The 23,837-nt window shown below is 52.5% G+C and carries 17 protein-coding genes; 6 read left to right on the top strand and 11 right to left on the bottom strand.

All coding sequences use genetic code 11. From position 1 onward, the window contains the following. Positions 1-327: 327 nt before the first annotated feature. Together ssb and BMW46_RS00510 are read right to left on the bottom strand one after the other, a co-directional pair. Positions 328-786: a single-stranded DNA-binding protein gene (ssb, locus tag BMW46_RS00515; RefSeq protein ID WP_074703743.1), complete on the bottom strand. Its 459-nt coding sequence runs from the start codon at positions 784-786 to the stop codon at positions 328-330. Beyond that, positions 787-2,172, bottom strand: coding sequence for an MFS transporter (locus BMW46_RS00510; protein WP_074703742.1), 1,386 nt, complete (start codon positions 2,170-2,172; stop codon positions 787-789). It lies immediately after the preceding gene. A gap of 112 nt (positions 2,173-2,284) precedes the next feature. On the opposite strand from BMW46_RS00510, the gene uvrA reads away from it, so the two are divergent. The 5 genes from uvrA to BMW46_RS00485 all read left to right on the top strand — a co-directional run bounded on the left by uvrA (position 2,285) and on the right by BMW46_RS00485 (position 9,448). Beyond that, positions 2,285-5,119 carry an excinuclease ABC subunit UvrA gene (uvrA, locus tag BMW46_RS00505; protein WP_074704448.1) on the top strand — a complete coding sequence of 945 codons (2,835 nt, stop codon included), beginning with the start codon at positions 2,285-2,287 and terminating at the stop codon, positions 5,117-5,119. Positions 5,120-5,147: 28 nt separating this feature from the next. Then, positions 5,148-6,503, top strand: coding sequence for a glycerate kinase type-2 family protein (locus BMW46_RS00500; protein ID WP_074703741.1), 1,356 nt, complete (start codon positions 5,148-5,150; stop codon positions 6,501-6,503). A gap of 181 nt (positions 6,504-6,684) precedes the next feature. Further along, positions 6,685-7,389, top strand: coding sequence for a phosphate regulon transcriptional regulator PhoB (gene phoB / locus BMW46_RS00495; RefSeq protein WP_074703740.1), 705 nt, complete (start codon positions 6,685-6,687; stop codon positions 7,387-7,389). Between the two features lie 40 nt (positions 7,390-7,429). After that, entirely contained in the window at positions 7,430-8,722 is a 1,293-nt protein-coding gene (gene phoR, locus BMW46_RS00490; protein WP_074703739.1) for a phosphate regulon sensor histidine kinase PhoR, read from the top strand. Positions 8,723-8,872: 150 nt separating this feature from the next. Beyond that, positions 8,873-9,448 carry an NUDIX domain-containing protein gene (locus tag BMW46_RS00485; RefSeq protein WP_256376896.1) on the top strand — a complete coding sequence of 192 codons (576 nt, stop codon included), beginning with the start codon at positions 8,873-8,875 and terminating at the stop codon, positions 9,446-9,448. A gap of 125 nt (positions 9,449-9,573) precedes the next feature. On the opposite strand, the gene BMW46_RS00480 is transcribed toward BMW46_RS00485, so the two are convergent. From BMW46_RS00480 to BMW46_RS00465, 4 genes are all read right to left on the bottom strand, one after another. Then, positions 9,574-10,203, bottom strand: a complete 630-nt coding sequence (locus tag BMW46_RS00480) for a hypothetical protein (RefSeq protein ID WP_074703737.1) — start codon at positions 10,201-10,203, stop codon at positions 9,574-9,576. After that, positions 10,200-10,667, bottom strand: coding sequence for an SCO family protein (locus tag BMW46_RS00475; protein ID WP_256376895.1), 468 nt, complete (start codon positions 10,665-10,667; stop codon positions 10,200-10,202). The genes BMW46_RS00480 and BMW46_RS00475 overlap by 4 nt, the downstream gene beginning before the upstream one ends. Positions 10,668-10,927: 260 nt before the next feature. After that, on the bottom strand, positions 10,928-12,385 hold the full coding sequence (locus BMW46_RS00470) for a hypothetical protein (RefSeq protein ID WP_256376894.1): 1,458 nt from the start codon (positions 12,383-12,385) through the stop codon (positions 10,928-10,930). A 306-nt stretch (positions 12,386-12,691) separates the two neighbouring features. Next, on the bottom strand, positions 12,692-13,990 hold the full coding sequence (locus BMW46_RS00465; RefSeq protein ID WP_256376893.1) for a hypothetical protein: 1,299 nt from the start codon (positions 13,988-13,990) through the stop codon (positions 12,692-12,694). 1,040 nt (positions 13,991-15,030) lie between these two features. Between BMW46_RS00465 and BMW46_RS00460 the strand changes: the two genes are divergently transcribed. Beyond that, positions 15,031-16,863 (top strand): GGDEF domain-containing protein, encoded by a 1,833-nt coding sequence (locus BMW46_RS00460; RefSeq protein WP_218141730.1) that lies wholly within the window; start codon positions 15,031-15,033, stop codon positions 16,861-16,863. 220 nt (positions 16,864-17,083) lie between these two features. On the opposite strand, the gene BMW46_RS00455 is transcribed toward BMW46_RS00460, so the two are convergent. The 5 genes from BMW46_RS00455 to dnaK form a co-directional block, all read right to left on the bottom strand. After that, a complete protein-coding gene (locus tag BMW46_RS00455) occupies positions 17,084-17,713 on the bottom strand; it encodes a hypothetical protein (protein ID WP_074703736.1) in 630 nt (209 codons plus the stop codon). Next, complete coding sequence (locus BMW46_RS00450; RefSeq protein WP_074704433.1) at positions 17,710-18,270, bottom strand: SCO family protein; 561 nt, start codon at positions 18,268-18,270, stop codon at positions 17,710-17,712. The genes BMW46_RS00455 and BMW46_RS00450 overlap by 4 nt, the downstream gene beginning before the upstream one ends. Before the next feature lie 182 nt (positions 18,271-18,452). Further along, positions 18,453-19,964: a YncE family protein gene (locus tag BMW46_RS00445; RefSeq protein WP_143049052.1), complete on the bottom strand. Its 1,512-nt coding sequence runs from the start codon at positions 19,962-19,964 to the stop codon at positions 18,453-18,455. Positions 19,965-20,557: 593 nt separating this feature from the next. Further along, a complete protein-coding gene (dnaJ, locus tag BMW46_RS00440; RefSeq protein ID WP_074703735.1) occupies positions 20,558-21,664 on the bottom strand; it encodes a molecular chaperone DnaJ in 1,107 nt (368 codons plus the stop codon). Positions 21,665-21,824: 160 nt separating this feature from the next. Continuing rightward, positions 21,825-23,759, bottom strand: coding sequence for a molecular chaperone DnaK (gene dnaK / locus BMW46_RS00435; protein ID WP_074703734.1), 1,935 nt, complete (start codon positions 23,757-23,759; stop codon positions 21,825-21,827). Positions 23,760-23,837 lie beyond the last annotated feature (78 nt).

The raw sequence follows: 23,837 nt of genomic DNA, 5'->3' as shown, positions 1-23,837 counted from the left end.
TAACTCTCATACACTCGAATACAGCAAAGTATTTTGGGCGTTACTGTGGGCCTCGTGCTGGGGACGATTGCATAAGACCTATCGGACAGCAGTTCGGGAGTCTGGAACTGTGGATTAGTGCGAACGCTTAGGAGCGATTGGAGCAAAAAGATTGGGCAGAAATTGCCCTCTTTTGAGAGGTCATGCGTCCCTTTCTACCTTGCTGATGCGTCGACGGCATAAAGGTTTTAGAGCTACCCGTTCAAATCCAGTGGCTAGTGGCAATCACGACGGTTCAGTACTCGCGCTAGAGCTTAGATTCTGATGATGATCTTGACTCATCTCCATTCAAAATGGAATATCATCATCCATATCATCAAACCCGGTGCTGCTTCTGGCGGGCGCCCTGCCCCCGGATGAACTCGGCGCGAATCCGCCTTCTTCCCTCGCCGGAGCTTCATAGCTGGCTCCCCCGGGTTTGCTGCCAAGCATTTTCATATCGGTAGCGATGATATCTGTAGTGTAGCGCTCGACGCCCGACTTGTCGGTCCACTTGCGCGTCTCCAGCCGTCCTTCGACATAGACGGAGCGTCCTTTCTTGAGGTATTCGCCTGCGATCTCAGCCAGCTTGCGGTAGAAGGTGACGCGATGCCACTCGGTTTTTTCCTGCTTTTCGCCGTTCTTGTCTTTCCAGGTCTCGGTTGTTGCCACGGTGATGTTCGTTACCGCGTCACCGTTCGGCATATAGCGCGTCTCAGGGTCCTTGCCGAGGTTGCCGATGAGTATGACTTTGTTGACTGATGCCATTTATGCTTCCCCTCCAAGTAATTGAGCAACGCCTTGCTCATCAAAACCGCGCATATCTACTTTCAGGTAAGCCACCCCTTCGCTCGCAAGTACGAGCGCCTCGTGTACTCCCGGCAGCGCCGCCAGTTGCCGTGAAAGTCCGTGGGCGGTGCCGGTATCCATTACCTGCACGTGGTACATCCTGGTACGAACAGCCGCGGGCGCCTTCATGGTAACGGCAAATATCAGCCACAACATGAGGAGCACGGCACAGAATGCAAACAGTGCGGTACTCCCGTAATGTTGATAGAGATAGCCACCGGCGCTGGCACCAATAAACGTACCCAGGAACTGGACACTGCTATAGACACCGATGGCGGTGCCTTTTGCCCCTACGGGAGCGATCTTGGAAATGAGCGAAGGCAGGGTCGCTTCCAGCAGGTTGAAGGCGGTGAAGAATACCAGCAGGGCTCCTGCGGTGCCCCATATCGAATCGAATGTAAAAGCCAGCAGGATCTGGCTTACCAGCAGCACAGCGACGGATATGACAAACACTTGCTTGAGCTTTGCCTTCTTTTCGCTGTAGATGATCACTGGAATGATCAGCAGCATGGAAATGACCAGCGCGGGAAAATAGATTTGCCAGTGATCATCCGCTGCGAGCCCTGCCTGCCGCAGCGACAGCGGTACCACCAGCCACAGTGCCATCAGTACGGCGTGCAGTGCGAAGACACCAAAATCGAGCCGCAACAGTTCCGGATTTCTTAAAACATTGGAAAATCGCCCAGCGGATGCTTCCGTATCCGAATGAAACCGGCTGTCTGTCGGGTTGGGAACCACTCGCGAAACCACGATCATCGCCAGCAGCACCAGCACGCCTGTCATGAAGAAAATTCCGGGTACGCCGATCATGCGGTTGAGCGACGGCGCAATGACCAGCGACAGCGCGAAGGTCGTCCCTATCGTCATGCCGATCGCTGCCATTGCCTTGGTGCGATGCTCTTCGCGTGTGAGATCCGCGGCAAGCGCCATCACAGCCGCCGAAATCGCCCCTGCTCCCTGGATGACGCGGCCAGCGATTACCCAGTAAATATCCGTTGCCGCGGCTGCGACAAAACTGCCCAGGGCGAACAAGAGCAGGCCGCCGTAAATCACCGGTTTGCGACCGAAGCGATCAGACAGCCAGCCAAACGGAACCTGCAATATCGCCTGCGTCAACCCGTATGCCCCCAGTGCAATTCCGACCAGCGTGTAGTTGTCTCCTCCCGGCAGACGTTCGGCATAAAACGCGAATACCGGGAGAATGATGAACATTCCCAGCATGCGCAGGCCGTAAATACTCGCCAGGCCCGCGATCGCGCGTACCTCTGTGGGTGACAGTTTCTCGGGAGACGATGAGGGGGACATGAATCAGATTGGGAAAACGCGGAAACTTGAGTATATTAACAGGTTTGGCCGGTTCTCAGGTAGCCTTGCCTCGCTGGAGGAGCAGGCGCCGGACCGTCAGCGAAAGGAGTCAATGGAACTCATCAAGATCCGCGGTGCGCGCACGCACAACCTCAAAAACATTAACCTCGATCTGCCGCGCAACAAGCTTGTCGTCATTACGGGTCTGTCCGGATCGGGCAAGTCTTCGCTGGCGTTCGACACGCTCTATGCGGAAGGCCAGCGGCGTTATGTGGAATCGCTTTCGGCATACGCCCGCCAGTTCCTGCAATTGATGGAAAAACCGGATGTCGATCTGATTGAAGGATTATCGCCCGCCATCGCCATAGAGCAGAAAGCGACTTCCCATAACCCGCGTTCGACTGTCGGCACTGTCACTGAAATACATGATTACCTGCGCCTGCTTTTCGCGCGGGTAGGAGATCCGCAGTGTCCCGATCATGGCATCACGCTGACTGTGCAGAGCGTTTCCCAGATGGTCGATCATGTGCTGTGCCTGCCGCCGGATACCCGGCTGATGATACTTGCGCCACTGGTAGTGGGGCGCAAGGGCGAGCAGGTGGACTTGATCGATGAACTGCGCGCGCAAGGCTTCATCCGGCTGCGGGTCGACGGAAACGTATACGAAATCGATGCCCTGCCCAAGCTGCAAAAAAACCAGAAGCATACGATCGAGGTGGTAATCGACAGGCTCAAGGTTTCGCCGGATTCAAAGCAGCGGCTTGCGGAATCATTCGAAACAGCGCTGCGCCATGCCGAGGGGCGCGCACTGGCGGTAGAGATGGATTTCGGCGCGGAGCATCTTTTTTCAGCCAGGTTCAGTTGCCCGATATGCAGCTATTCGCTGCCCGAACTCGAACCCCGTCTGTTTTCGTTCAACAACCCGATGGGCGCCTGCCCCAAATGCGATGGACTGGGCAGAATCACCTTCTTCGATCCCAAACGGATCGTCGCGTTTCCGCATCTGTCATTGGCTGCCGGCGCCATCAAGGGATGGGACAGGCGCAACCAGTTTTATCATCAGTTGCTGGCGAGCCTGGCCAGTCATTACGATTTTGATCTGGAAGTGCCTTTCGAGCAACTGAACAGCCATATTCAGGACCTCATCCTGAATGGATCCGGCAATGAAAAAATCATGTTTTCGTATCTCAACGAAAACGGATCGAGAAATTATCGCAAGCATACGTTCGAGGGAATCCTTCCCAACCTGGAACGGCGCTACAAGGAAACCGATTCAGTTACCGTACGCGAGGAACTGGCGAAATATTTGAATTCCCAGATCTGCCCTGAATGCGCTGGAACGCGCTTACGGCGGGAAGCACGCCATGTGCATGTAGGCGGCATGGCAATATATGAAATCAACGCCTTGCCGCTGAAGGAAGCAAAGGTTTTTTTCGACCAGGTGACGCTGACCGGTCATAAGCTTGCCATTGCAGAGAAGATCATCAAGGAAATCTCGAGCCGTATATCATTTCTCAACAATGTCGGACTGGACTACCTGTCGCTGGATCGGTCCGCCGATACCTTGTCCGGGGGGGAATCCCAGCGCATCCGGCTTGCCAGCCAGATTGGATCAGGTCTCACCGGTGTGATGTATGTGCTGGATGAACCTTCCATCGGCCTGCACCAGCGGGACAACAGCCGCCTGCTGAAAACCCTCAAGAACCTGCGCGATCTCGGCAACAGCGTGATCGTGGTGGAACACGACCAGGATGCAATACTGACCGCGGATCATGTGATAGACATGGGCCCCGGGGCCGGTGAGCATGGGGGCGCCATCATCGCCCAAGGTACGCCGGAAGCTATCCAGCGCGATGCCGGCTCACTTACCGGAAAGTATCTCTCGGGCGAATTGACCATAAGCACCCCCGAAAAACGCACCGAACCGAAAAATGACCGCTGGCTGCGGATTGAAGGCGCATCGGGAAACAATCTGAAAAACGTCACCCTGAACCTGCCGGTGGGATTGTTCGTTTGCGTTACCGGTGTATCCGGCTCGGGTAAATCGACGCTCATCAACGAAACGCTCTACCAGGCTGCTGCCCGCCATCTTTATGGCAGCGCAACAGAACCCGCTCCCTATCAGAATCTGGAAGGACTGGCGTTTTTCGACAAAGTGATCAGCGTGGACCAAAGTCCCATCGGACGCACGCCACGCTCGAATCCAGCTACTTATACCGGGTTGTTCACTCCGATCCGGGAGTTATTTGCCGGTGTGCCCCAGGCGCGGGAACGCGGCTATGGACCGGGGCGGTTCTCGTTCAATGTGAAGGGCGGCCGTTGCGAAGCCTGCCAGGGTGACGGCATGATCAAGGTGGAAATGCACTTTCTCCCCGATATCTACGTATCGTGCGATGTCTGCCACGGCAAGCGCTATAACCGCGAAACGCTGGAGATTCAATACAAGGGAAAAAACATTCATGAAATCCTGCAGATGACGGTAGAGCAGGCGCATGAATTTTTCAGTCCCGTACCCGTGGTGGCACGCAAGCTCCAGACCTTGCTGGATGTCGGCCTGGGTTACATCAGCCTGGGCCAATCGGCGACGACGCTTTCAGGCGGCGAAGCGCAACGGGTGAAACTTTCGCTGGAGCTCTCCAAACGGGATACCGGACGCACGCTCTACATTCTGGATGAACCCACCACCGGGCTTCACTTCCAGGATATCGACCTCCTGCTCAAAGTGTTGCATCGATTGCGCGACCATGGCAATACCGTGGTCGTGATCGAACACAACCTGGATGTGATCAAGACTGCGGACTGGATTATCGATCTCGGCCCCGAAGGTGGCGAAGGTGGCGGTGAAATCATCGCACAGGGCCCGCCGGAGGAAATAGCAGCGAATGAAAGAAGCTTTACCGGGCATCACCTCAAGGGCATGCTGGAGAATCTTCACGCGACCACCTGAATGCACTGTTGAAAGGTAAAGGCGCGTCATGAACCCGCGGGTACTCCTGCTCAACAGTTTCAACGCTGCGCTCGCCGCAGCCGATCCGCTGCGTGTCGTATCCCTGCATCTTGCTTCCGTGTCATCTCGCGCGCTTGCAGTCAAACAGCATGAAGGCTGCATTAGGGACCGTATCAGGAACCATGTCGGGGGACGGACCCTGGTGGTAGGCGCAGGCAAGGCTGCGGCGGCAATGGCGCAGGCTGTGGAAATCTATTGGCCCCAAGAGATGCCTTTGAGCGGAATCGTACTCACCCGCTATGGTCACGGCCTGCCCCTCGCACGAATCCGGTTGATAGAAGCAGGCCATCCACTGCCAGACGAAAGCGGGGAGCAAGGGGCCCGTGCCATTCTGGCGGAAATAGAAAAACTGGGAGCTGGCGATTTCCTGCTGTGCCTGCTGAGTGGGGGCGGCTCCAGTCTTCTGTCGGTACCGGCAACCGGCATATCGCTCGATGATCTCCGCGATGTCACTACCCAACTGCTGCGCAGCGGTGCAGCCATCCAGGAAATCAATACTGTACGAAAGCATCTCTCTGCGACAGCGGGCGGGCGACTGGCGGCTTCGAGCCGTGCTCCGGTGCTGGCACTGATCATTTCCGATGTAACAGGAGACGATCCGACCCATATTGCTTCCGGCCCCTGCGCACCTGATCCCACGACGTTCTCCGATGCGCTCGCCATACTCGAACACTATAAAATCGATGCCTCGGCAGCCGTGACGGAAACGTTGCGTGCAGGAGTGGAAGGCAGGCTCAGGGAGACGCCCAAACCCGGGGATACCGTTTTCGATCGGGTGGAAAACCGGGTGATCGCAACAGCGCATGCTTCACTCGTGGCAGCGGCGGAATATTTTTGTGCCCAAGGAATTCCAGCTGTAGTGCTGGGAGATTCCGTTACCGGGGAAGCGCGCGAGGTGGCGAAGGTCTTCGCCGCAATGACGAAGGAGGTGCGGCAACATGGGCAGCCGTGGAAGCTGCCGGTAGCCCTGATCTCAGGAGGCGAGACGACAGTCACATTACGGGAAAATGAACAAGGATGTAAGAAGAGCGGACGGGGCGGTCGCAATACCGAGTTTCTGCTGTCGCTCGCCATCGAACTGAACGGTGCGGCAAACATCTACGCGCTCGCATGCGATACCGACGGCATAGACGGCACTGAAAACAATGCAGGCGCGCTCATCACGCCGGACTCCCTCAGGCGCGCCACCGAGCGGCGCATGAACCCTTCATCCTTGCTAACCTGTAATAATGCCTATGCCTTCTTTGAAGCGCTGGGCGATCTGGTCACGACCGGCCCGACCCGAACCAACGTCAACGACTACCGCGTCATACTGATTTTGTGAATCTTCGACAGGAGGTTCGAATCCCTCGATGCCGCCGGAACCTCCTCGTGGCTTGACGATACCTGCTGCGGATCTCTCGCTGCTTGCAAATGTCACAAAACCGCAATACTGTTTACATATCATCGAAATATAAGAAAAAATCAAAAACGGAGAAGATTCTGACGATAGAAGGAATGATCTAATGGCAGCAACGATACTGGTGGTGGAAGATGAACCCGCGATCCAGGAACTGATCTCATATAGTCTCCGGCAGGCCAAGCATACGGTTTCCTCGACGAAAAACGCAGAGGAAGCCATGAAAATCATCAATGATACGCTGCCCGACCTAGTGCTCCTGGATTGGATGCTACCCGGCATGAGCGGCGCGGATTTTGCCCGCATGCTGCGGCGAGCCACTCGCACAAAAGATATTCCCATTATTATGCTCACTGCTCGCGCGGACGAGAGCGACAAGGTGACCGGCTTGGAAAGCGGCGCCGACGATTACATTACCAAGCCTTTTTCACCCCGGGAACTGCTGGCGAGAATCAAGGCGGTGCTACGGCGGCGCGCTCCCGAAGCCGCCGACGATATTGTGGAGATCGGTGGACTGCGGCTGGATTCGGCAACCCATCGCGTCACTGCGAATGAGATTGAAGTCGTGCTCGGACCCACCGAATTCCGCTTGCTGCACTATCTCATGACTCATTCCGAACGGGTACATAGCCGTTCCCAATTGCTCGATCAGGTATGGGGCGATCATGTATTTGTCGAGGACCGTACCGTGGATGTGCATATCCGCCGCCTGCGCAAGGCTCTCGAAAACGTCGACAAAGATGGATTGGTGCAGACGGTACGGGGCTCCGGCTATCGCCTCTCGGCAGGGCAAGCGGTGAACGCGGGATGAAAGCTGGAATGATCTGTTGTAATCGTTCCAGCTGACGTTCGTGTCCGGTTTCTGGGGGCATTTTGCCACTCTCGTACTGATTGCCGTTGTAAGCGGAGTACTGATGACTGTGTTCGGCGCAGCTGCGGCGCTGACATTTTATGTCATCGTTCTGTTCCTGCTGGTCCTGCGCCACTCGCACAATCTGAAGCGGCTGGACCGATGGCTCCATAGTGAAGAAGCTGCGCTACCCGACAGCTCCGGCAGATGGGGAGATGTATTCGCGCGTCTGGCCCGGCTCATGCGCGATCAAAAACAAACCCACCAAAACCTCAGCTCCGCTTTGGAGCGTCTGCGGCGCGCTACCTCAGCCATGCCCGAGGGAGTGGTCATCCTCGATGAAATGGACCACATCGAATGGTGCAATCCAGTGGCCGAAAAACATCTGGGTATCAATGCCAGTCTCGATACCGGACAGCATATCACGCATCTGATGCGTCAAACCCAGTTCGCGGAATATCTCGCTTCGCGGAATTACAAGGAACCCCTGGTGATCAAACAGCCGCGGCAGCACGAGCTGACGCTCTCGCTGCAGTTCGTTCCTTATGGCGACAAGCAGAAACTGCTCCTCAGCCGTGATATAACCAAGCTTGAAAGAATCCAGACCATGCGCCGTGATTTTGTGGCCAACGTCTCGCATGAACTGCGCACGCCTTTGACCGTCATCGGCGGATTTCTCGAAACACTGTCGGACGATAATCAACCAGATCCCGATACGCGCAGATGGGCGTTGGAATTGATGAGCGAGCAGACGCGACGTATGCAGAGCCTGGTGGAAGATCTGTTGACCCTGTCGCGGCTCGAGGATACGGAAAACCAGGTGCGCGAGGAGCACGTCAATATACCGGAAATGTTACGAACGCTGTATGAGGAAGCGAAATCCCTGAGTGCAGGGCACCATCGCATCACGCTCAAGCTCGATACAACCACAAAGCTCCTGGGCAATCTGTTTGACCTGCGCAGCGCCTTCATCAATCTGATCAGCAATGCCATACGCTATACTCCGGATGGGGGGAATATAACGCTGCGCTGGGCAATTCAGGGCGGGCAAGGTGTATTTTCGGTACAGGACACCGGGATAGGGATCGAACCGGAACATATCTCGCGCCTGACGGAGCGTTTTTATCGCGTGGACCGCGGCCGATCGCGTGAAACCGGAGGCACAGGCCTGGGTCTTGCCATTGTCAAGCACGTGCTCAACGGTCATCAGGCGAAGCTGGAAATTAGCAGCGAACCGGGCAAAGGCAGTCGCTTCAGCGCGGTGTTTCCGGCTACCCGGCTTCTGATACAGTAAGGGGAGTGAATAGCGCCTGCTGCGCGCGGTATAATCGGCTGCTTACCACTTCCCCGGAAAGCGGATATTGGACGCAACAAACAGTGGAATAAACAGATCCACTGCGGACAAGATATCGCTATCCATTGCATGAAGAGACGTACCGTTCCTATGTCCAGAACCCGGCCTGAACATCCCGACCTTACCGAAACCACTGTCAGCAGCCAGAAGGCTTTTGAAGGCGACCTGCTGCATGTCTACCAAGACCATGCACGCCTCCCCGACGGCAAAGTGAAAATACGCGAGTACATCGCCCACCCTGGCGCGGTGGTCATTATCCCATTGCTCGACAATGGCGAACTGGTGCTGGAACGTCAGTTCCGCTACCCGCTGCATCGGGATTTTTACGAATTGCCCGCTGGAAAAATCGACTCCGGGGAGGATCCGCTTGTATGCGCGCAACGGGAACTGCTGGAAGAAACCGGTTACACAGCGAAAAGCTGGCGTTATCTCGCTACCCTGCATCCCTGCATCGGTTACTCGAATGAAAAACTGATCTATTACCTCGCGCAGGAACTCACCTTTGAGGGGGCAAACCTCGATGATGGAGAATACCTGGAGATATTTACCCTGCCTCCGGCAGAAGCACTGGAATGGGTAAAGGAAGGAAAAATTACCGACAACAAATCGGTTTCAGGTTTGTTCTGGGCGGAGAAGATATTGAGAGGCGAATGGGCAGTAAAGTAACAGAGGAGAAAAGTAGCAGAAGACTGTCGCGTTTTTTCATTTGGATCGAAAAAACCACACAGATTAATTAGATTCGGCCTGTCCCCTACCCAAAACTTTTAGCTCAAAAAACTTCGCTGCCCCTATTAATCTGTGCGTGACCGCAGCCGCTGGGGCGTACACAGTTTATTGAGCAGGGTAATGGCAGAGAACTTGTTGCTTCCACCGCGGCCTTTTCCTGCCTGATCATGGACTCTGCTTATTTCCAGAGTATCTCCCTGTACCTGCGCACTTACAGTATAGGCCTCGAAACCGAACTCTTTACCGAAGTCGATCCACTCGATGGGTAGAATAAACTCCGCTCCGTTTACTATACGCCCGGCATTCAAACCAGCAGGCAAGCTGCTCTCTTGTGGCGCTTTCAATACGTGGGGCAGTACAGTGTTATCGGGCTGAAGCGCCGTTTCATACATCAGAACCTTATTTCCATTTTCTTTATTTATCGGAATGAGGAAAACATAGACTTTTCCATGTAGTATACGCAGCAGCAAGTGATCCGCAACTTCCCCCTGCGCTCTTTCTCCCCTGGTCTTAACTTGAAATACCAAGTGATTATCCGGAGAAATATCGGTAGCCACAGATAGAATATCGAGCTCCGGAGACAGCGCCTTGTCCATGAAAGATACGATCGTACGGGGATCGGCATCGATCTGCATGGCGGATGCAGTGAGCGAGCTGATTAGCAGTAGCGGGAGGAGTACGACAGTCCAAATCATGACTCGAACAAGGCCTTATTCCCACGAAACATCTGCTCTATTTGAGCCGAATCCTTCAGTGCATCAAATATCACCCTGATATTTCCGGCAGGATCGATCAGAAATACAGTAGTGCTATGATCCACCTGATAATTCTGCATGTTTCCGGCATTTTTTGTGTAAAAGGCAGCCTCGACGCTAAAAGTGGCCTTGAATCGCTCCAGTTCTTCACCTTCAAAACGCAAGTAGGCAAGCGCGGACCCAAAGGCCTTGGTATAGCGCGACAGGACGTCATTGGTATCCCTGTCAGGATCCACCGTTACGAAGATTCCACCCAATCTGATCTGCTCGGCCGCAGCAGCCTTGACGAGCATGGACAGATTGGCGAGCGACGTCGGGCAGACATCCTTGCAGTGCGTAAACCCGAAAACGACCAATTGCCACTGGGGATCCTTGTCTGCAAGCGACTGTTTCAACTGAGCCATCGTCTCAGGCAGCAAAGGTATCGGACGAGGCAGAACAACAGTGGCGGCTTCGATGCTTGTGTGGGCAAATAGGAGAAAGGCTGCCAAAGCAGCGGGGAAATGGCATTTTCGGAATGCCTCTGATCGAATTTTGCTTATCCGTTTCTTATCAGTCTTGATGATCATCTGTATTACTACCTGAAGGCGGCCCATCCCTGTTCAGCCCCAGGATGATTTCCTGGAAGAACGGATGAGCCGGGATATAAAAGTAGCTAACCGGATTAGCGCAAGCCGCCTGCAGCAAATATGCCATGCGGTTTAATAAGACCATCCTGCGGCCCCCATACCTTGGCTACCGTGTCGGTTTCGGTATCAATCTTCAGCACATATCCGGAAACCCAGCTTGCCACCAGCAAATAGCGATTATCCGGTGTTGGACTGATGGTATGCGCTACGGAGTATCCATTCGGGAGCTCGAAACCGGGTCGCAACCTATTGATGAATCTGGGATTTTTACGATCGGTCAGGTCGAATACCGAGATGTAGCCGTCATTGCCGAATGTAAAATCGAGGGTATCTTCCTCCGCGATGTAGAGTTTGCCATTCACCACGGCAATGTCGGATGCAGAACGAAGAACCCCTTGCTTATCGACTTGATTGGTAGGCCAGAGTATCTGTTTTGCGGTTCCTTCGTGGGTATCAAGCAGCCATACACTCGGTGGAATGATGTAACTCGTGGTCGAGGGCGTCAGGGAGGTTTTGTCGAATTGCATCGTTGCGGTGACAGCATACCGCTCGTCCAGCCAGTACACGAAATGGGTAAAAGCCGCATGCATCGTCTCGTTGCCCAGCATGATCTGGCCGACAGCTTGCAATTCACCTGTTTCCCTGTTCGGCTTGTATACATCGATTACACTGTTATCGAAAAAGTAGCCTGTGCCAAGACCAATGGTGCCCGATTTATTGAAGTTAACCCCATGAGTTTGCTCAGTGTAGCCAGGTATGACGATCGGATCAAAACTCACAAACTGGTTGGTTTTGTGGTTGATGACCCGCACCCTGTCCGACGTAAATTCCGTAAAGTAGAGAAAATCAGAGTAAGGCAACAAGGTCGGACCGTGAATTTGCGTTCCTCTGCCTATCAACCAGTTGGGAACAGCCTGGACCTGGTTGACCGGCTTGACAAACGGTAATTCCCCAGGCTTATTGGGTGTATCAGCCGCAAGTACTGCCTCGACCGTCAGTGAGGCGTAGCGCGTATCCCAGTTGATTTCGTTCACACCCAGGGCGATGATGTAGGAAGGGTGATCCGGCGTATTGTCGGAGGTGATATAAATCTTTTTCCCCTCGGGCATTACCACCGTGTGTTGCAAGGGAACATTTCCAGGCCAGCCAGGGAGCGTGGTGGGATCCAGGATGATCAACTTGTCGTTTTCATAGTTGAAGAGATAGACCATCCCGTTGTGGTAGTCGATTGCGGTCGCGATAGGCTGGATATAATTGTTATAGACATCGGGATATTGATCGAGTGGAAGCGACTGAGGGGGTACTTGCCCCTTGTTCGCGTAATTATCATCGCCCGCATACACCTTACCATCTGCGTCACGCAGGCTGTCGATTCTTGTACGCGGTGTTGAAGGCGAGAGATTATCTGCCGCCTGGATCGGGCCAACCACCAGCACCTGCGCACATAAAGCCGCCAGCGGAAGCAGGCGACTCATTTTCTTCTTTGAAATCATTCTAAATTTTCCTCTTATACGATATTTATAATGATCCGATGATCTGGAACGGCTCTACTCATTCATAAGAAATGAAAAACCGGGATTGAAAAAGCTGCTCCCGGTTCAGTCGTCTTGAATAGGCGAAATGGAAACTTCGTTTGTAGCCAAACCAGACGAAGAACAAGACCAGAGGCTCAAATCTTCTTTTTTATCAATCATCCAATACGCCGTGACGTAATCTACGCAACTTGCATGACAAAGCCATGACTGCAGCCATAGTGCTTATTCAGCCAATTGGGGATATGCATGACGGAGAAATTAAATTCAGATTTGCAGCTGGAATGCCAGTTTAAAAACATCGACCTTGTCACCTGTTACATCCGGCGCATAGTTGATGCCTTTGGTGCGAAGATCACCGTGCTGGTAGTACGCCGAAATACGGGCGTTGAAGCCACTGATGACATAATTCACCCCAGCCTCGATTTCTTCCCGTTTGCTGCTGTTATCAGGCTGAACGCTGGTAAATCTCCCATAAGGCTGAAATTGCCCGATCCCTACCTTGACGGGAATCAGGTAGAGTCCGGTGACACCCCATGATTTCCCATCGAATATGCAGAAGCAGTCCGGATCGGCAAAGGCCAGCGGCGAGTAATTGGCATAGAATTGCTTGTAATCACCGTTGACGGTAACTACACCCATATTTTTTGGCAGGACCTTTTCAAACAGGACATCGCCGACAAGACCCAGGAAATCACTGGGATGTGCAAACGATCCGGCACCATCCTTTTGATATGAAGTACCGGCTGCTAGCGCCAGAATGTCACCAGCCTTGCCGAAGTAGGTATTGCGGGTGTAATAGCCCGGATTCGGCTCGGGGTTCAGGAAATTGTAGGTAAGACGCCCGGCCCATGCGACACTATCACCCTGATTGGGTCCCATGCGCGCTGGCGTGGATGACTGCAAGCCCCTGTACACGCCGAGCGCGTAGCCCAAGGTGCCTTTGATGAAGCCGGGCTCGACACTGCCCCAAAAAGTCCCCCCGTCATCATGTCCATACCGGCCTGCGCCGAGGCTGCCGAATTTAGTACTGAATCCCTGGGGGAAGAACGGCGTTTTGATGGCATCGTGTGTCGCATGATAAAAAGGGGCACTCAATTCGCCCCGTTCCGTGGGCACCAGCATGCGCCCACCCCAGAAATTAACAAAGCGGTTAATCTCGACCTTTCCGATTGCGGCGAGAATGTTGTAGGACATCCTGGGGTTATCCCCGGGGCTGGTGTTATTGCAGAAAATACATTCGGTGTAGCTTTCGAATTTGACATACTTGTGGATCTGCCCGTTGAGATAGACACGGGCATTGTCAATGCTGAAACTGGTCTGGAAATTGCCAGTATCCCTGTTTTCGACCCATACGCCCGAACCTCTGAAACCGATGCCGAGGGTGAACCATTTGGTGTCATCGATAACCCACTTGGGGCTATCCGCAATATGACCATTCATCGCGAATGCCTCGGGCAGCAAGAACAGAAAACTTAGCACCAGTACCATCAGTATCGACACTCCAGGCAATTGATTGCTCTTCCTGTTCAGAGCAGTCCGTGCCATAAAACATGAGTTTGTCATACCCCCTTCTATTATTACACGGACTTTCCTCTTGTCACTCATCATGACTCGTTCCTTTCTCATATAATTAATTGATTATATTAGAATATATCCTCCTTTTATTATGCTTTTGTAATATTTATTTTTTATTCCAAAAGATTTTTGCATAACAACATTGCATTCTATTGACAAAAATCTTGATCCTATCGGAGCAATAATGCCCAGGACTATGCCAAACAAGCCTTTTCATGTTTTTGGCATATTAGCTGATTGCAGTTTTCCGGTTTGAAAACCCGATCTCACATCCGATTATTCTCAAGCAGGTATTACTGGGTATGACAAACGTATTTGAGTTAATACATGAAGAAGTGAGGGATATTCATGCAGGTTTCTGATAATAATAATTTTTATTATGCATAGTGATAAAGCCAGGCAAAAAGAAACCCGGCCCAAGTTAACCAATTGAGCCGGGTTGTCGTTCCTATTGCCGGAAAGACTTCAAGGGTGTCTATCAAAGGAGAAAGATAGAACCACGATTAATATCCCATAGCGGGATGACAGGTTTATGACAGCAAAACGATGTCGTACACTTGATATGTAAATGTGCTACAAGTTAATTTTCTCTTATGTAAAAAACATATCGATATTATTTTCTCTAAGATCGAACCTGTTGCGGATGAAGCTCAGCCCATTTCCGTCATCTTTTAGCCAGCTAGCCCGCCCACGGCAAGTCAACCAATATTTTATTCAGAAAGCTTGCCTAAGTTCATGCAGGCTGACCCCTGTCAATTACGAAAGCGAAAAGACTTACAACCGGCGCGGAGTGAGTTTTCCTTGGAATCTGCCGTTAATGAAGCAGAATCAGTTCCCCCGTTCGCTTGTAGATTATAGGCAGGAAACAACAGGAATCAGTTCCGACTCGGATCAGGGGGTTGTATGCACAGATAGCTTTAGGTTGGAACTCCAGTTTTTCCTAAGGCGATATCGGGTGTGATAAATGATTATTAGCTGGACTTGCAGGAAGTAATCTGTAATACGTCAACAGTAGGATGGACCTCAAAATGCAAAAACAGTGGGATAAGACAACCAGTATTCTCAGTTCGATCATTCAGCGTCTTGACTGTAAAGATTTAGAAGAGCAGCGCATGCTGATAACCCTCAGCGAGATTCTTCAGGAAGAATTATTGACGCCGCGCTATCAACCGATAGTGAATCTTCAATCGGGAAAATTTGTAGGTTACGAGGGATTGATTCGCGGCCCTTCCAATTCGCCGCTGCATTCTCCCATCGCGCTTTTCCGGCTGGCTAAAATGCACGGTCTTACGATTCAGCTTGAAGGAGCCAGCAGCAAAATACTTTTGAAACAGTTTGTCGCACAGGGGCTCAAAGGAAAATTGTTCCTTAATATGAGCCCGGATGTCTTCATGATATCCCAAGTAGAGGTGAATGCCATTTTGCAGGTGATGAAAAGTATCGGTGTGGATCCTGAGAACCTTGTCATCGAACTGACCGAAGCCGACGCTGCCCGTGACTACACGCGCCTTCGAAATGCCGCGGCACTTTACCGGGGCCATGGACTAAAAATTGCGATTGATGACCTGGGAGAAGGTTTTTCGAGCCTCCGGCTGTGGTCGGAGCTGCGTCCGGAATACGTAAAAATCGACAGGCATTTCATTCAAGGGATCGATCTTGATCCGGTCAAGCTACAATTTATTCGCTCTATTCTCGAAATTTCCCAGGAATCCAATTCGATTGTGATTGCTGAGGGCATTGAAACGGAAGCGGAATTGACAGTGGTAAGGGACTTGGGAATCCATTATGGCCAAGGTTATTTCCTGGCGCGTCCCACGGCCTCACCGTCACAAGAACTTTCATCTCAAATACTTGCCTTGTTTCGCAAAGCACCCAGCAAGCAATATTTACGGAGTAACCCTTGCCAAAGGCATGCACAGACTGTGCGCAAGATAACGCATGAGGTGACTCCTGTGACGAGCGCAACGTCTACAAACGATGTGTATGACCTGTTCTTGAGGCAGCCTGATTTACAGATTATCCCGGTTCTTGAAGCTGGCGTTCCTATTGGGCTTATCAATCGATTCCGGATGATTGACCGTTTCGCACGACCATATCAGAGAGAATTATATGGAAAAAAGTGTTGCGTGCATTTTATCGACTCCCTGCCGTTGATAGTCGAGCATCAAACCAGTGTACAGGCCCTGAGTCACTTGATGGTGGAATCCGATCCACAGCATTTGTCTAACGGATTCATCGTCACCGATGGGGGTAAGTATATCGGTGTCGGAACAGGCCATGATTTATTTTGTGAACTGACGCAGATACGAATAATCGCCGCACGCTATGCCAATCCTCTGACTCAATTGCCAGGCAACGTCCCGATCAATGAGCATATCGATTTCCTGCTTTCAACTCGAGACGATTTCGTTATTTGCTATTGTGATCTGGATCACTTCAAAGCATTTAATGACTTGTACGGATACCGCAGGGGAGATGAGATAATCCAGGTGACTGTCGATGTATTGAAAAGTCATACCGATCAGGATATTGATTTTATCGGCCATGTCGGAGGTGACGATTTCATCATTGTATTCAAGAGCAGCGATTGGGAAACCCGCTGTCGACGAATGCTGCACTCATTCACATCCGCGACCAGGCGATTTTATAGTGATGAGCATCTGGCTCTGGGCGGATATATGTCCGAGAATCGTCAAGGTGGCCAATCCTTTACCGAGCTGGTCAGCATGTCCTTGGGAGCGGTACAGATCGATGCTGCGGCCACCCTTACAAGTTATCAGGTTGCGGAAGCCGCTACTTCCGCAAAATCGGAAGCAAAAAAAATGCGGGGAAATTCGCTCTTCATCGAACGCAGGGTTTAATCGGGAATACGGCCGAGCTGTGAAAACGTGATCGACCGAGTTTTCCAGCAAGCTTGACCTCGAAAGACACTCTCATTTGCCGTGAAAAAGAATCAGTTTTTTCGATAGAACAGACCGTAGCGATATTGAAACAGATGGAACTCGGGATGTGGCGGCAGACAGATCAGGTGAGTTCGCACCTGCCCAAAACTTTTAGCTCAAAAAACTTGGCCTGCCCCTCTTAATCTGCGCGTGATCGCAGCCGCTGGGGCGTACAAAGTTTATTGAGCAGGGTAATGGCAGAGAACTTGTTGCTTCCATCGCGGCCTTTTCCTGCCTGATCATGGACTCTGCTTATTTCCAGAGTATTTCCCCGTACGTACGCACTTACAGTGTAGGCATCGAAACTGAACTCTTTACCGAAGTCGATCCACTCGAGAGGGAGTGTAAGTTCCACTCCCCTGGCGAGACGTTCTACCTTCAAATGGCGGGACATGTCATTTTCATGGGACTGCTCCAACACTTGCGGCAACAGAGGATAATCAGGCTGAAGCATGCTTTCATACATCAGAACCTTATCGCCATCTCCCTTATTTATCGGAACGAGGAGAACGTACACTTTCCCGTGCAGTATGCGCAGCAGCAAGTGATCGGCAGCTTCCCCCCGCTCTCTTTCTCCCCTGGTCTTAACTTGAAATACCAGGTGATCATCCAGAGAAATATCGGTAGTCACAGATAGAATATCGAGCTCCGGAGACAGCGCCTTGTCCATGAAAGATACGATAGTACGGGGATCGGCATCGATCTGCATGGCAGATACAGTGAGAGAGAAGACCATCAGCAGTGGGAGCAACGTACCAGGGCGAATCATGATTCAAACAACGTCCTGTTTCTGCGAAATAAATCTTCTATATCGGTAGAGTCCGTCAATGCATCGAATATCACTCTGATATTTCCTGCAGGATCGATCAGAAACGCAGTAGTGCTATGATCTACCTGATAATTCAGCATGTTCCCGGCATTTTTCGTATAGAAGGCGGTTTCCACACTGAAAGCAGCCTTGAACCGCTCCAGTTCCTCACCCTCGAGCCGCAAATAGCCAAGATCGGTTCCGAAGGCCTTGATGTACTGTGACAGAGTTGCATCGGTGTCCCGGTCCGGATCTATTGTTACAAAGATTCCACTAAGCCTGATCCGCTCGGCAGTGCCAGCTTTGACCAGCATGGATAGATTGGCAAGCGACGCCGGACAAACATCCTTGCAGTGGGCAAACCCGAAAACGACCAATTGCCACATCCGGGGATCCTTGCCCGCATGTACCTGATTCAACCGGGCGGCAGCCTCGGGAAGCAAGGGTATCGGGCGGCGCAGGAGAACTGTAGCCGCCTCACTTCCGGCACTCGCCGCCAGAAGCAAGATTGCTAGCATAGCGCTGAAGTATTTCCGGTATATCCCCGAGCGGATTTTGCTGATGTATTTCATAGTCAAGTCAATGAATTCTTCTGCTTGGCTTCCGGAAGCGACCCATCCTGTTCAATCTCCGGGAAGAATCCCGGAGGAGAAGATGGGCCGGAATACGAAGGTATAAAGGAAAGGCGGGATTGCCGGGATCAGCGCAGACCGCCAGCGGCAAATATGCCATGCGGCTTGACAAGACCGTCACGCGGACCCCATACCTTGGCTACCGTGTCGGTTTCAGTATCAATCTTCAGGACATATCCGGAAACCCAGCTTGCCACCAGTAAATAACGGTGATCCGATGTCGGACTGATCGTATGAGCGACGGCGTATCCTTTCGGAAGTTCGAAACCGGGCCGCAGTCTCTTGATGAACTTCGGCTTTTCGCGGTCGGTCAAATCGAATATCGAGATGTAGCCATCATTGCCGAATGTAAAATCAAGCGTATCCTCTTCTGCGATGTAAAGCTTGCCATTCACCACGGCGATATCCGATGCGGAGCGGAATACACCCGGACTATTGGCGTGATGCGCAGTCTTGACTATTTCCTTTGCCGTTCCCAAGTGAGTGTCGATCAGCCACACGCCTGGGGGAATGATCTGCTGAGTGCTGGAGGGTGTCAGGGAAGTTTTGTCGAATTGCATCGATGCGGTGACCGCATACCGCTCGTCCAGCCAGTATACGAAATGGGTAAAAGCTGCATGCCTCTTTTCGTTGCCCAGCATGATCTGGCCTACCGTCTGCAGTTCACCCGTTTCCCTGTTCGGCTTGTATACATCGATTACGCTGTTATCGAAAAAGTAGCCTGTCCCAAGACCAATGGTGCCCGATTTATTGAAGTTAACCCCATGGGTTTGCTCAGTGTAGCCGGGTATGACGATCGGATCAAAACTCAGGAACTGATTCGTTTTGTGGTTGATGACACGTATCCTGTCCGATGTAAATTCCGTAAAGTAGAGAAAATCGGAGTACGGCAACAGGGTTGGGCCGTGAATTTGCGTTCCCCTGCCTATGAGCCAATTGGGAACGGCCTGTACGGGATTGACCGGCGTGACAAATGGTAATTCCGAGGGATTATTGGGTGAATCAGTCGCCAGCACGGCATCCACCCTCAGAGAAGCGTAGCGGGTATCCCAATTGATTTCGTTCACACCCAGGGCGATGATATAGGAAGGGTGATCCGGCGTATTGTCGGAAGTGAGATAAATCCTGTTTCCTTCGGGCATCACTACCGTATGCTGCAGGGGAACATTTCCGGGCCAACCGGGAAGTGTGGTGGGATCCAGGATGATCAGCCCGTCGTTTTCATAATTGAAGAGATAGACCATCCCGTTGTGGTAGTCGATTGCGGTTGCGATAGGCTGAACATAACCGTTATAGACGTTGGGATACTGGTCGAACGGCAACGGCTCGCGATCCCCTCTTCCACGCCCCTTATCCGCATAATCGTCATCATCGGCGAGTATCTTGTCATCTTTTGCACGCAGGCTGTCGACTCTCGTGCGCATCTTGCCGGCGTTTGGCGTTGAAACAGCGACGCTTGGTGAAGTGCTCTCTTTTAAGAAGGAGGGATTATCTGCAGCATGAATTGCGCTCACAGAGAGCGTCAGCATGCACAAACTCGCCTGTAAAAACAGGCGAGAATTCTTCTTGATTAAAGTCATTTGAGATTCCCCTTATAGGCTTTGAATGAATAAATCCAACGTACTGGAAGAAATTTCCATCAGGGAATCGGGATGCCAAAAATAGCTTCTTCCGGTTTGATACCGACTACTGACAGAATGAGGTATTTCCAGCAGGCTTCTTTTTCTTGGATTATGAAAGCGCAGTGCCCGAGTCCCTCGCCACAAGGAAGCGACATCGATACAACTGCGTTCCGAAAGGTTAGCACCGCCGGACTGGATTCAAATCGGGGAATAAGAAGGGGAAGAGGCCGCTAATTGCTGGGTATGAGCTTGTATGAAGCGACGAGGATGTGTACTACTGTCCGGAATAAAATGAGTGGCAATCCGGAGAACTGCATGGGCAAAAGACAGCTGCTTTGTAAGGGCAGAATCTTTTGGAAAAAACCTTGATGATGAATCCGGTGCAGAATTCATCACTCCGGTGTTCCCGCAAATGCAACTGATTTTATGAGAACTGCCCGATTTGCGAAACCGGACAGGAACGCTCTCTACTGCAGCAAAGGGGAAAGGATATCAGTCAATGTGGGAAGCCACACTGACTCTGTGGTTTATATGACTTCGAATATATGCACTCACTCCGCAAAAAACTCCCGGACCTTGTCCATCCAGGATTTTGCGCGCGGGCTATGACGAGAGCCGTCTTCCTGGTTGATCGCTTCCAGCTCCTGCAACAGCTCTTTCTGCCGAGGAGTAAGCTTGACTGGCGTCTCCACCACGACATGACACAACAGGTCGCCCGGGTTATTGCTGCGCACACCCTTGATACCTTTGCCACGCAGTCGGAAGATTTTTCCGCTTTGTGTTTCCGCCGGTATCCGGATTTTTGCATGCCCTTCCAGCGTGGGAATCTCGATCTCGCCTCCCAGCGCTGCGGTCGTGAAACTGATGGGCATTTCACAGTGCAGGTCGTTGTGATCGCGCTGAAAGACTGAATGAGGCGTCAGGTGAATGACAACATACAAGTCCCCCGGAGGACCGCCGTTGACACCCGCTTCGCCTTCTCCCGATAAACGGATGCGATCACCTTCATCCACACCCGCCGGAATTTTTACGGATAACGTCTTATGATGTTTGACGCGACCGGAACCGCCACAGGTATTGCATGGACTGGAAATGAATTTGCCGCTGCCATGACACTTGGGACACGTCTGCTGAATCGAGAAGAATCCCTGTTGCATCCTCACCTGTCCGTGGCCATTGCAGGTAGGACAGGTGGTGGGCGAGGTGCCAGGTTTTGCGCCGCTGCCATGGCAGGTGCCGCAGGCATCCATGGTAGGAATGCGAATCTTCGTTTCGGTTCCGCGCGCCGCCTGTTCCAGTGAAACTTCCAGGTTATAGCGCAGATCCGCTCCCCGGTAGACGTTGGCTTGCCCGCTACGACCCCCGAAAAGATCACCGAATATATCGCCGAATGCGTCAGCAAACCCCTGGGCTCCACCGCCGCCCATGCTGGCATCCACTCCGGCATGGCCATGCTGGTCGTACGCTGCCCGCTTCCGGGGGTCCGAAAGTACCTCGTAGGCCTCTTTTGCTTCCTTGAAGTGTTCCTCTGCTTTCGGGCTATCCGGATTGCGATCCGGATGATATTTCATCGCCAGCCTGCGATATGCCTTTTTTATTTCATCCTCGCTGCTGTCGCGATTAATGCCCAGCACTTCGTAGTAGTCGCGTTTGCTCATATAGTCTTCTTGAAAATTTGGCAGTACGGAAAGTAGCGGACCAGCTTAACCCAGCTTCCTCTCCGGCACGCCAAAACGCAGGATGCGGAAAGGAATGACGCCCCTTTCCCGCACCGCTGCGCTTAGAATGCCTTGATGCTTTTTTGGCTGCTTCGCGGATTTACTTCTTGTTTTTTACTTCCTCGAACTCCGCATCGACAACTTCTCCTTCGACAGGTTTTTCGGTCCCGCCGCTCTGGCCGGAAGGTTCCTCACCGGGCCCGGCCTGCGGGCCCTGCCCCTGTGAATACATCTTTTCCGCCAATTTATGCGAAGCCTCGGCCAATGCCTGGGTTTTGGCTTCGATGGTTTCCTTGTCGCCGGACTTCAACGCATCTTCCGCCTCTTTCAGTGCCGCCTCTATCTGGGATTTTTCCTCATCGGCCAGTTTATCCCCATGCTCCTTCATGGTTTTCTGCACAGAGTGGATCATCGCATCACACTGGTTGCGCGCCGTGACCAGTTCCATCGCCTTATGGTCTTCCTCGGCATGGGCTTCGGCATCCTTGACCATGCGCTGCACTTCCTCTTCCGACAGACCGGAACTCGCCTGAATCTTGATCTTGCTTTCCTTGCCTGTCGCCTTGTCCTTGGCCGACACATGCAGTATGCCATTCGAGTCGATATCGAATGTCACCTCGATTTGCGGCATGCCGCGCGGAGCCGGCGGGATATCGGCCAGGTTGAATTGGCCCAGGCTCTTGTTGCCGGATGCCATCTCGCGTTCGCCTTGCAGCACGTGAATGGTTACGGCAGTCTGATTGTCATCCGCGGTGGAAAATACCTGTTGCGCCTTTGTCGGAATAGTCGTGTTCTTCTGGATCAGCTTGGTCATCACGCCGCCCAACGTTTCGATACCCAGCGACAACGGGGTCACATCCAGCAGCAGCACATCCTTCACCGCGCCCTGCAGCACGCCGCCCTGGATCGCTGCGCCCACGGCCACCGCCTCGTCAGGGTTCACATCCTTGCGGGGCTCTTTGGCGAAAATTTCCTTGACCTTTTCCTGTACCTTGGGCATGCGGGTCTGACCCCCCACCAGGATGACGTCGTCGATATCGGAAACCTTTATACCCGCATCCTTGATGGCGATACGGCAAGGCTCCACCGTGCGCGTGATCAAATCTTCCACCAGGCTTTCCAGCTTGGCGCGGGTGATTCTTACCGCGAGATGCTTCGGGCCGCTGGCATCCGCCGTGATGTACGGCAGATTGACCTCGGTTTGCTGGCTGGAAGAGAGTTCGATCTTGGCTTTTTCCGCGGAGTCCTTTAACCGCTGCAAAGCAAGCATATCCTTCTTGAGATCGATACCGTTTTCCTTTTTGAACTCATCCACCAGATACTCGATGATGCGGGCGTCGAAATCCTCCCCGCCCAGGAAGGTGTCGCCATTGGTCGCCAGCACTTCAAACTGATGCTCGCCTTCGACTTCTGCAATTTCGATAATGGAAATATCGAATGTTCCGCCGCCCAGATCGTACACGGCAAGCTTGCGATCTCCTTCCTTTTTATCCATTCCGAAAGCAAGCGCGGCCGCGGTCGGCTCGTTGATGATACGCTTGACTTCGAGTCCCGCGATGCGGCCTGCGTCTTTTGTGGCCTGCCGCTGGGAATCGTTGAAATAAGCCGGAACGGTAATGACGGCTTCAGTCACGGGTTCACCCAGATAATCCTCCGCCGTTTTTTTCATCTTCATGAGCACTTGCGCCGACACCTCGGGCGGCGCGACTTTCTTGCCGCGCACCTCAATCCATGCATCGTTGTTGTCGGCTTTGATGATGGTGTAAGGCACCATTTTGATGTCCTTTTGCACCATCTCCTCGTTAAAGCGCCGACCGATCAGGCGTTTCACGGCGAACAAGGTATTTTTCGGATTGGTAACCGCCTGACGTTTGGCAGACGCCCCCACCAGAATCTCGCCATCTTCCGTATAGGCGACGATGGAAGGCGTGGTGCGCGCCCCCTCGGAGTTTTCTATCACCTTGGGCTTGCCGCTTTCCATGACGGCAACACATGAGTTAGTGGTTCCCAGGTCGATTCCGATAATTTTTCCCATAATTGATCCTTGTATTGGTTAATTCTTGATATCCGTTGAATAATTCGCTTGTTACCGCTGAAATGGGGATAAAGATCG

Origin of the sequence: Nitrosospira multiformis (assembly GCF_900111585.1) — a bacterium.
GTDB lineage: Bacteria > Pseudomonadota > Gammaproteobacteria > Burkholderiales > Nitrosomonadaceae > Nitrosospira > Nitrosospira multiformis_B.
The sequence above is the reverse complement of the archived record's forward strand: the minus strand, read 5'-3'. Positions and strand labels throughout refer to the sequence as shown.

Bases quoted from the DNA above. Each gene is read 5' to 3' on its own strand.
- ssb (WP_074703743.1), bottom strand. From the start codon at position 786: ATGGCATCAGTCAACAAAGTCATACTCATCGGCAACCTCGGCAAGGAC.
- BMW46_RS00510 (WP_074703742.1), bottom strand. From the start codon at position 2,172: ATGTCCCCCTCATCGTCTCCCGAGAAACTGTCACCCACAGAGGTACGC.
- uvrA (WP_074704448.1), top strand. From the start codon at position 2,285: ATGGAACTCATCAAGATCCGCGGTGCGCGCACGCACAACCTCAAAAAC.
- BMW46_RS00500 (WP_074703741.1), top strand. From the start codon at position 5,148: ATGAACCCGCGGGTACTCCTGCTCAACAGTTTCAACGCTGCGCTCGCC.
- phoB (WP_074703740.1), top strand. From the start codon at position 6,685: ATGGCAGCAACGATACTGGTGGTGGAAGATGAACCCGCGATCCAGGAA.
- BMW46_RS00485 (WP_256376896.1), top strand. From the start codon at position 8,873: ATGTCCAGAACCCGGCCTGAACATCCCGACCTTACCGAAACCACTGTC.
- BMW46_RS00480 (WP_074703737.1), bottom strand. From the start codon at position 10,203: ATGATTTGGACTGTCGTACTCCTCCCGCTACTGCTAATCAGCTCGCTC.
- BMW46_RS00475 (WP_256376895.1), bottom strand. From the start codon at position 10,667: ATGGCTCAGTTGAAACAGTCGCTTGCAGACAAGGATCCCCAGTGGCAA.
- BMW46_RS00470 (WP_256376894.1), bottom strand. From the start codon at position 12,385: ATGATTTCAAAGAAGAAAATGAGTCGCCTGCTTCCGCTGGCGGCTTTA.
- BMW46_RS00465 (WP_256376893.1), bottom strand. From the start codon at position 13,990: ATGACAAACTCATGTTTTATGGCACGGACTGCTCTGAACAGGAAGAGC.
- BMW46_RS00460 (WP_218141730.1), top strand. From the start codon at position 15,031: ATGCAAAAACAGTGGGATAAGACAACCAGTATTCTCAGTTCGATCATT.
- BMW46_RS00455 (WP_074703736.1), bottom strand. From the start codon at position 17,713: ATGATTCGCCCTGGTACGTTGCTCCCACTGCTGATGGTCTTCTCTCTC.
- BMW46_RS00450 (WP_074704433.1), bottom strand. From the start codon at position 18,270: ATGCTAGCAATCTTGCTTCTGGCGGCGAGTGCCGGAAGTGAGGCGGCT.
- BMW46_RS00445 (WP_143049052.1), bottom strand. From the start codon at position 19,964: ATGACTTTAATCAAGAAGAATTCTCGCCTGTTTTTACAGGCGAGTTTG.
- dnaJ (WP_074703735.1), bottom strand. From the start codon at position 21,664: ATGAGCAAACGCGACTACTACGAAGTGCTGGGCATTAATCGCGACAGC.
- dnaK (WP_074703734.1), bottom strand. From the start codon at position 23,759: ATGGGAAAAATTATCGGAATCGACCTGGGAACCACTAACTCATGTGTT.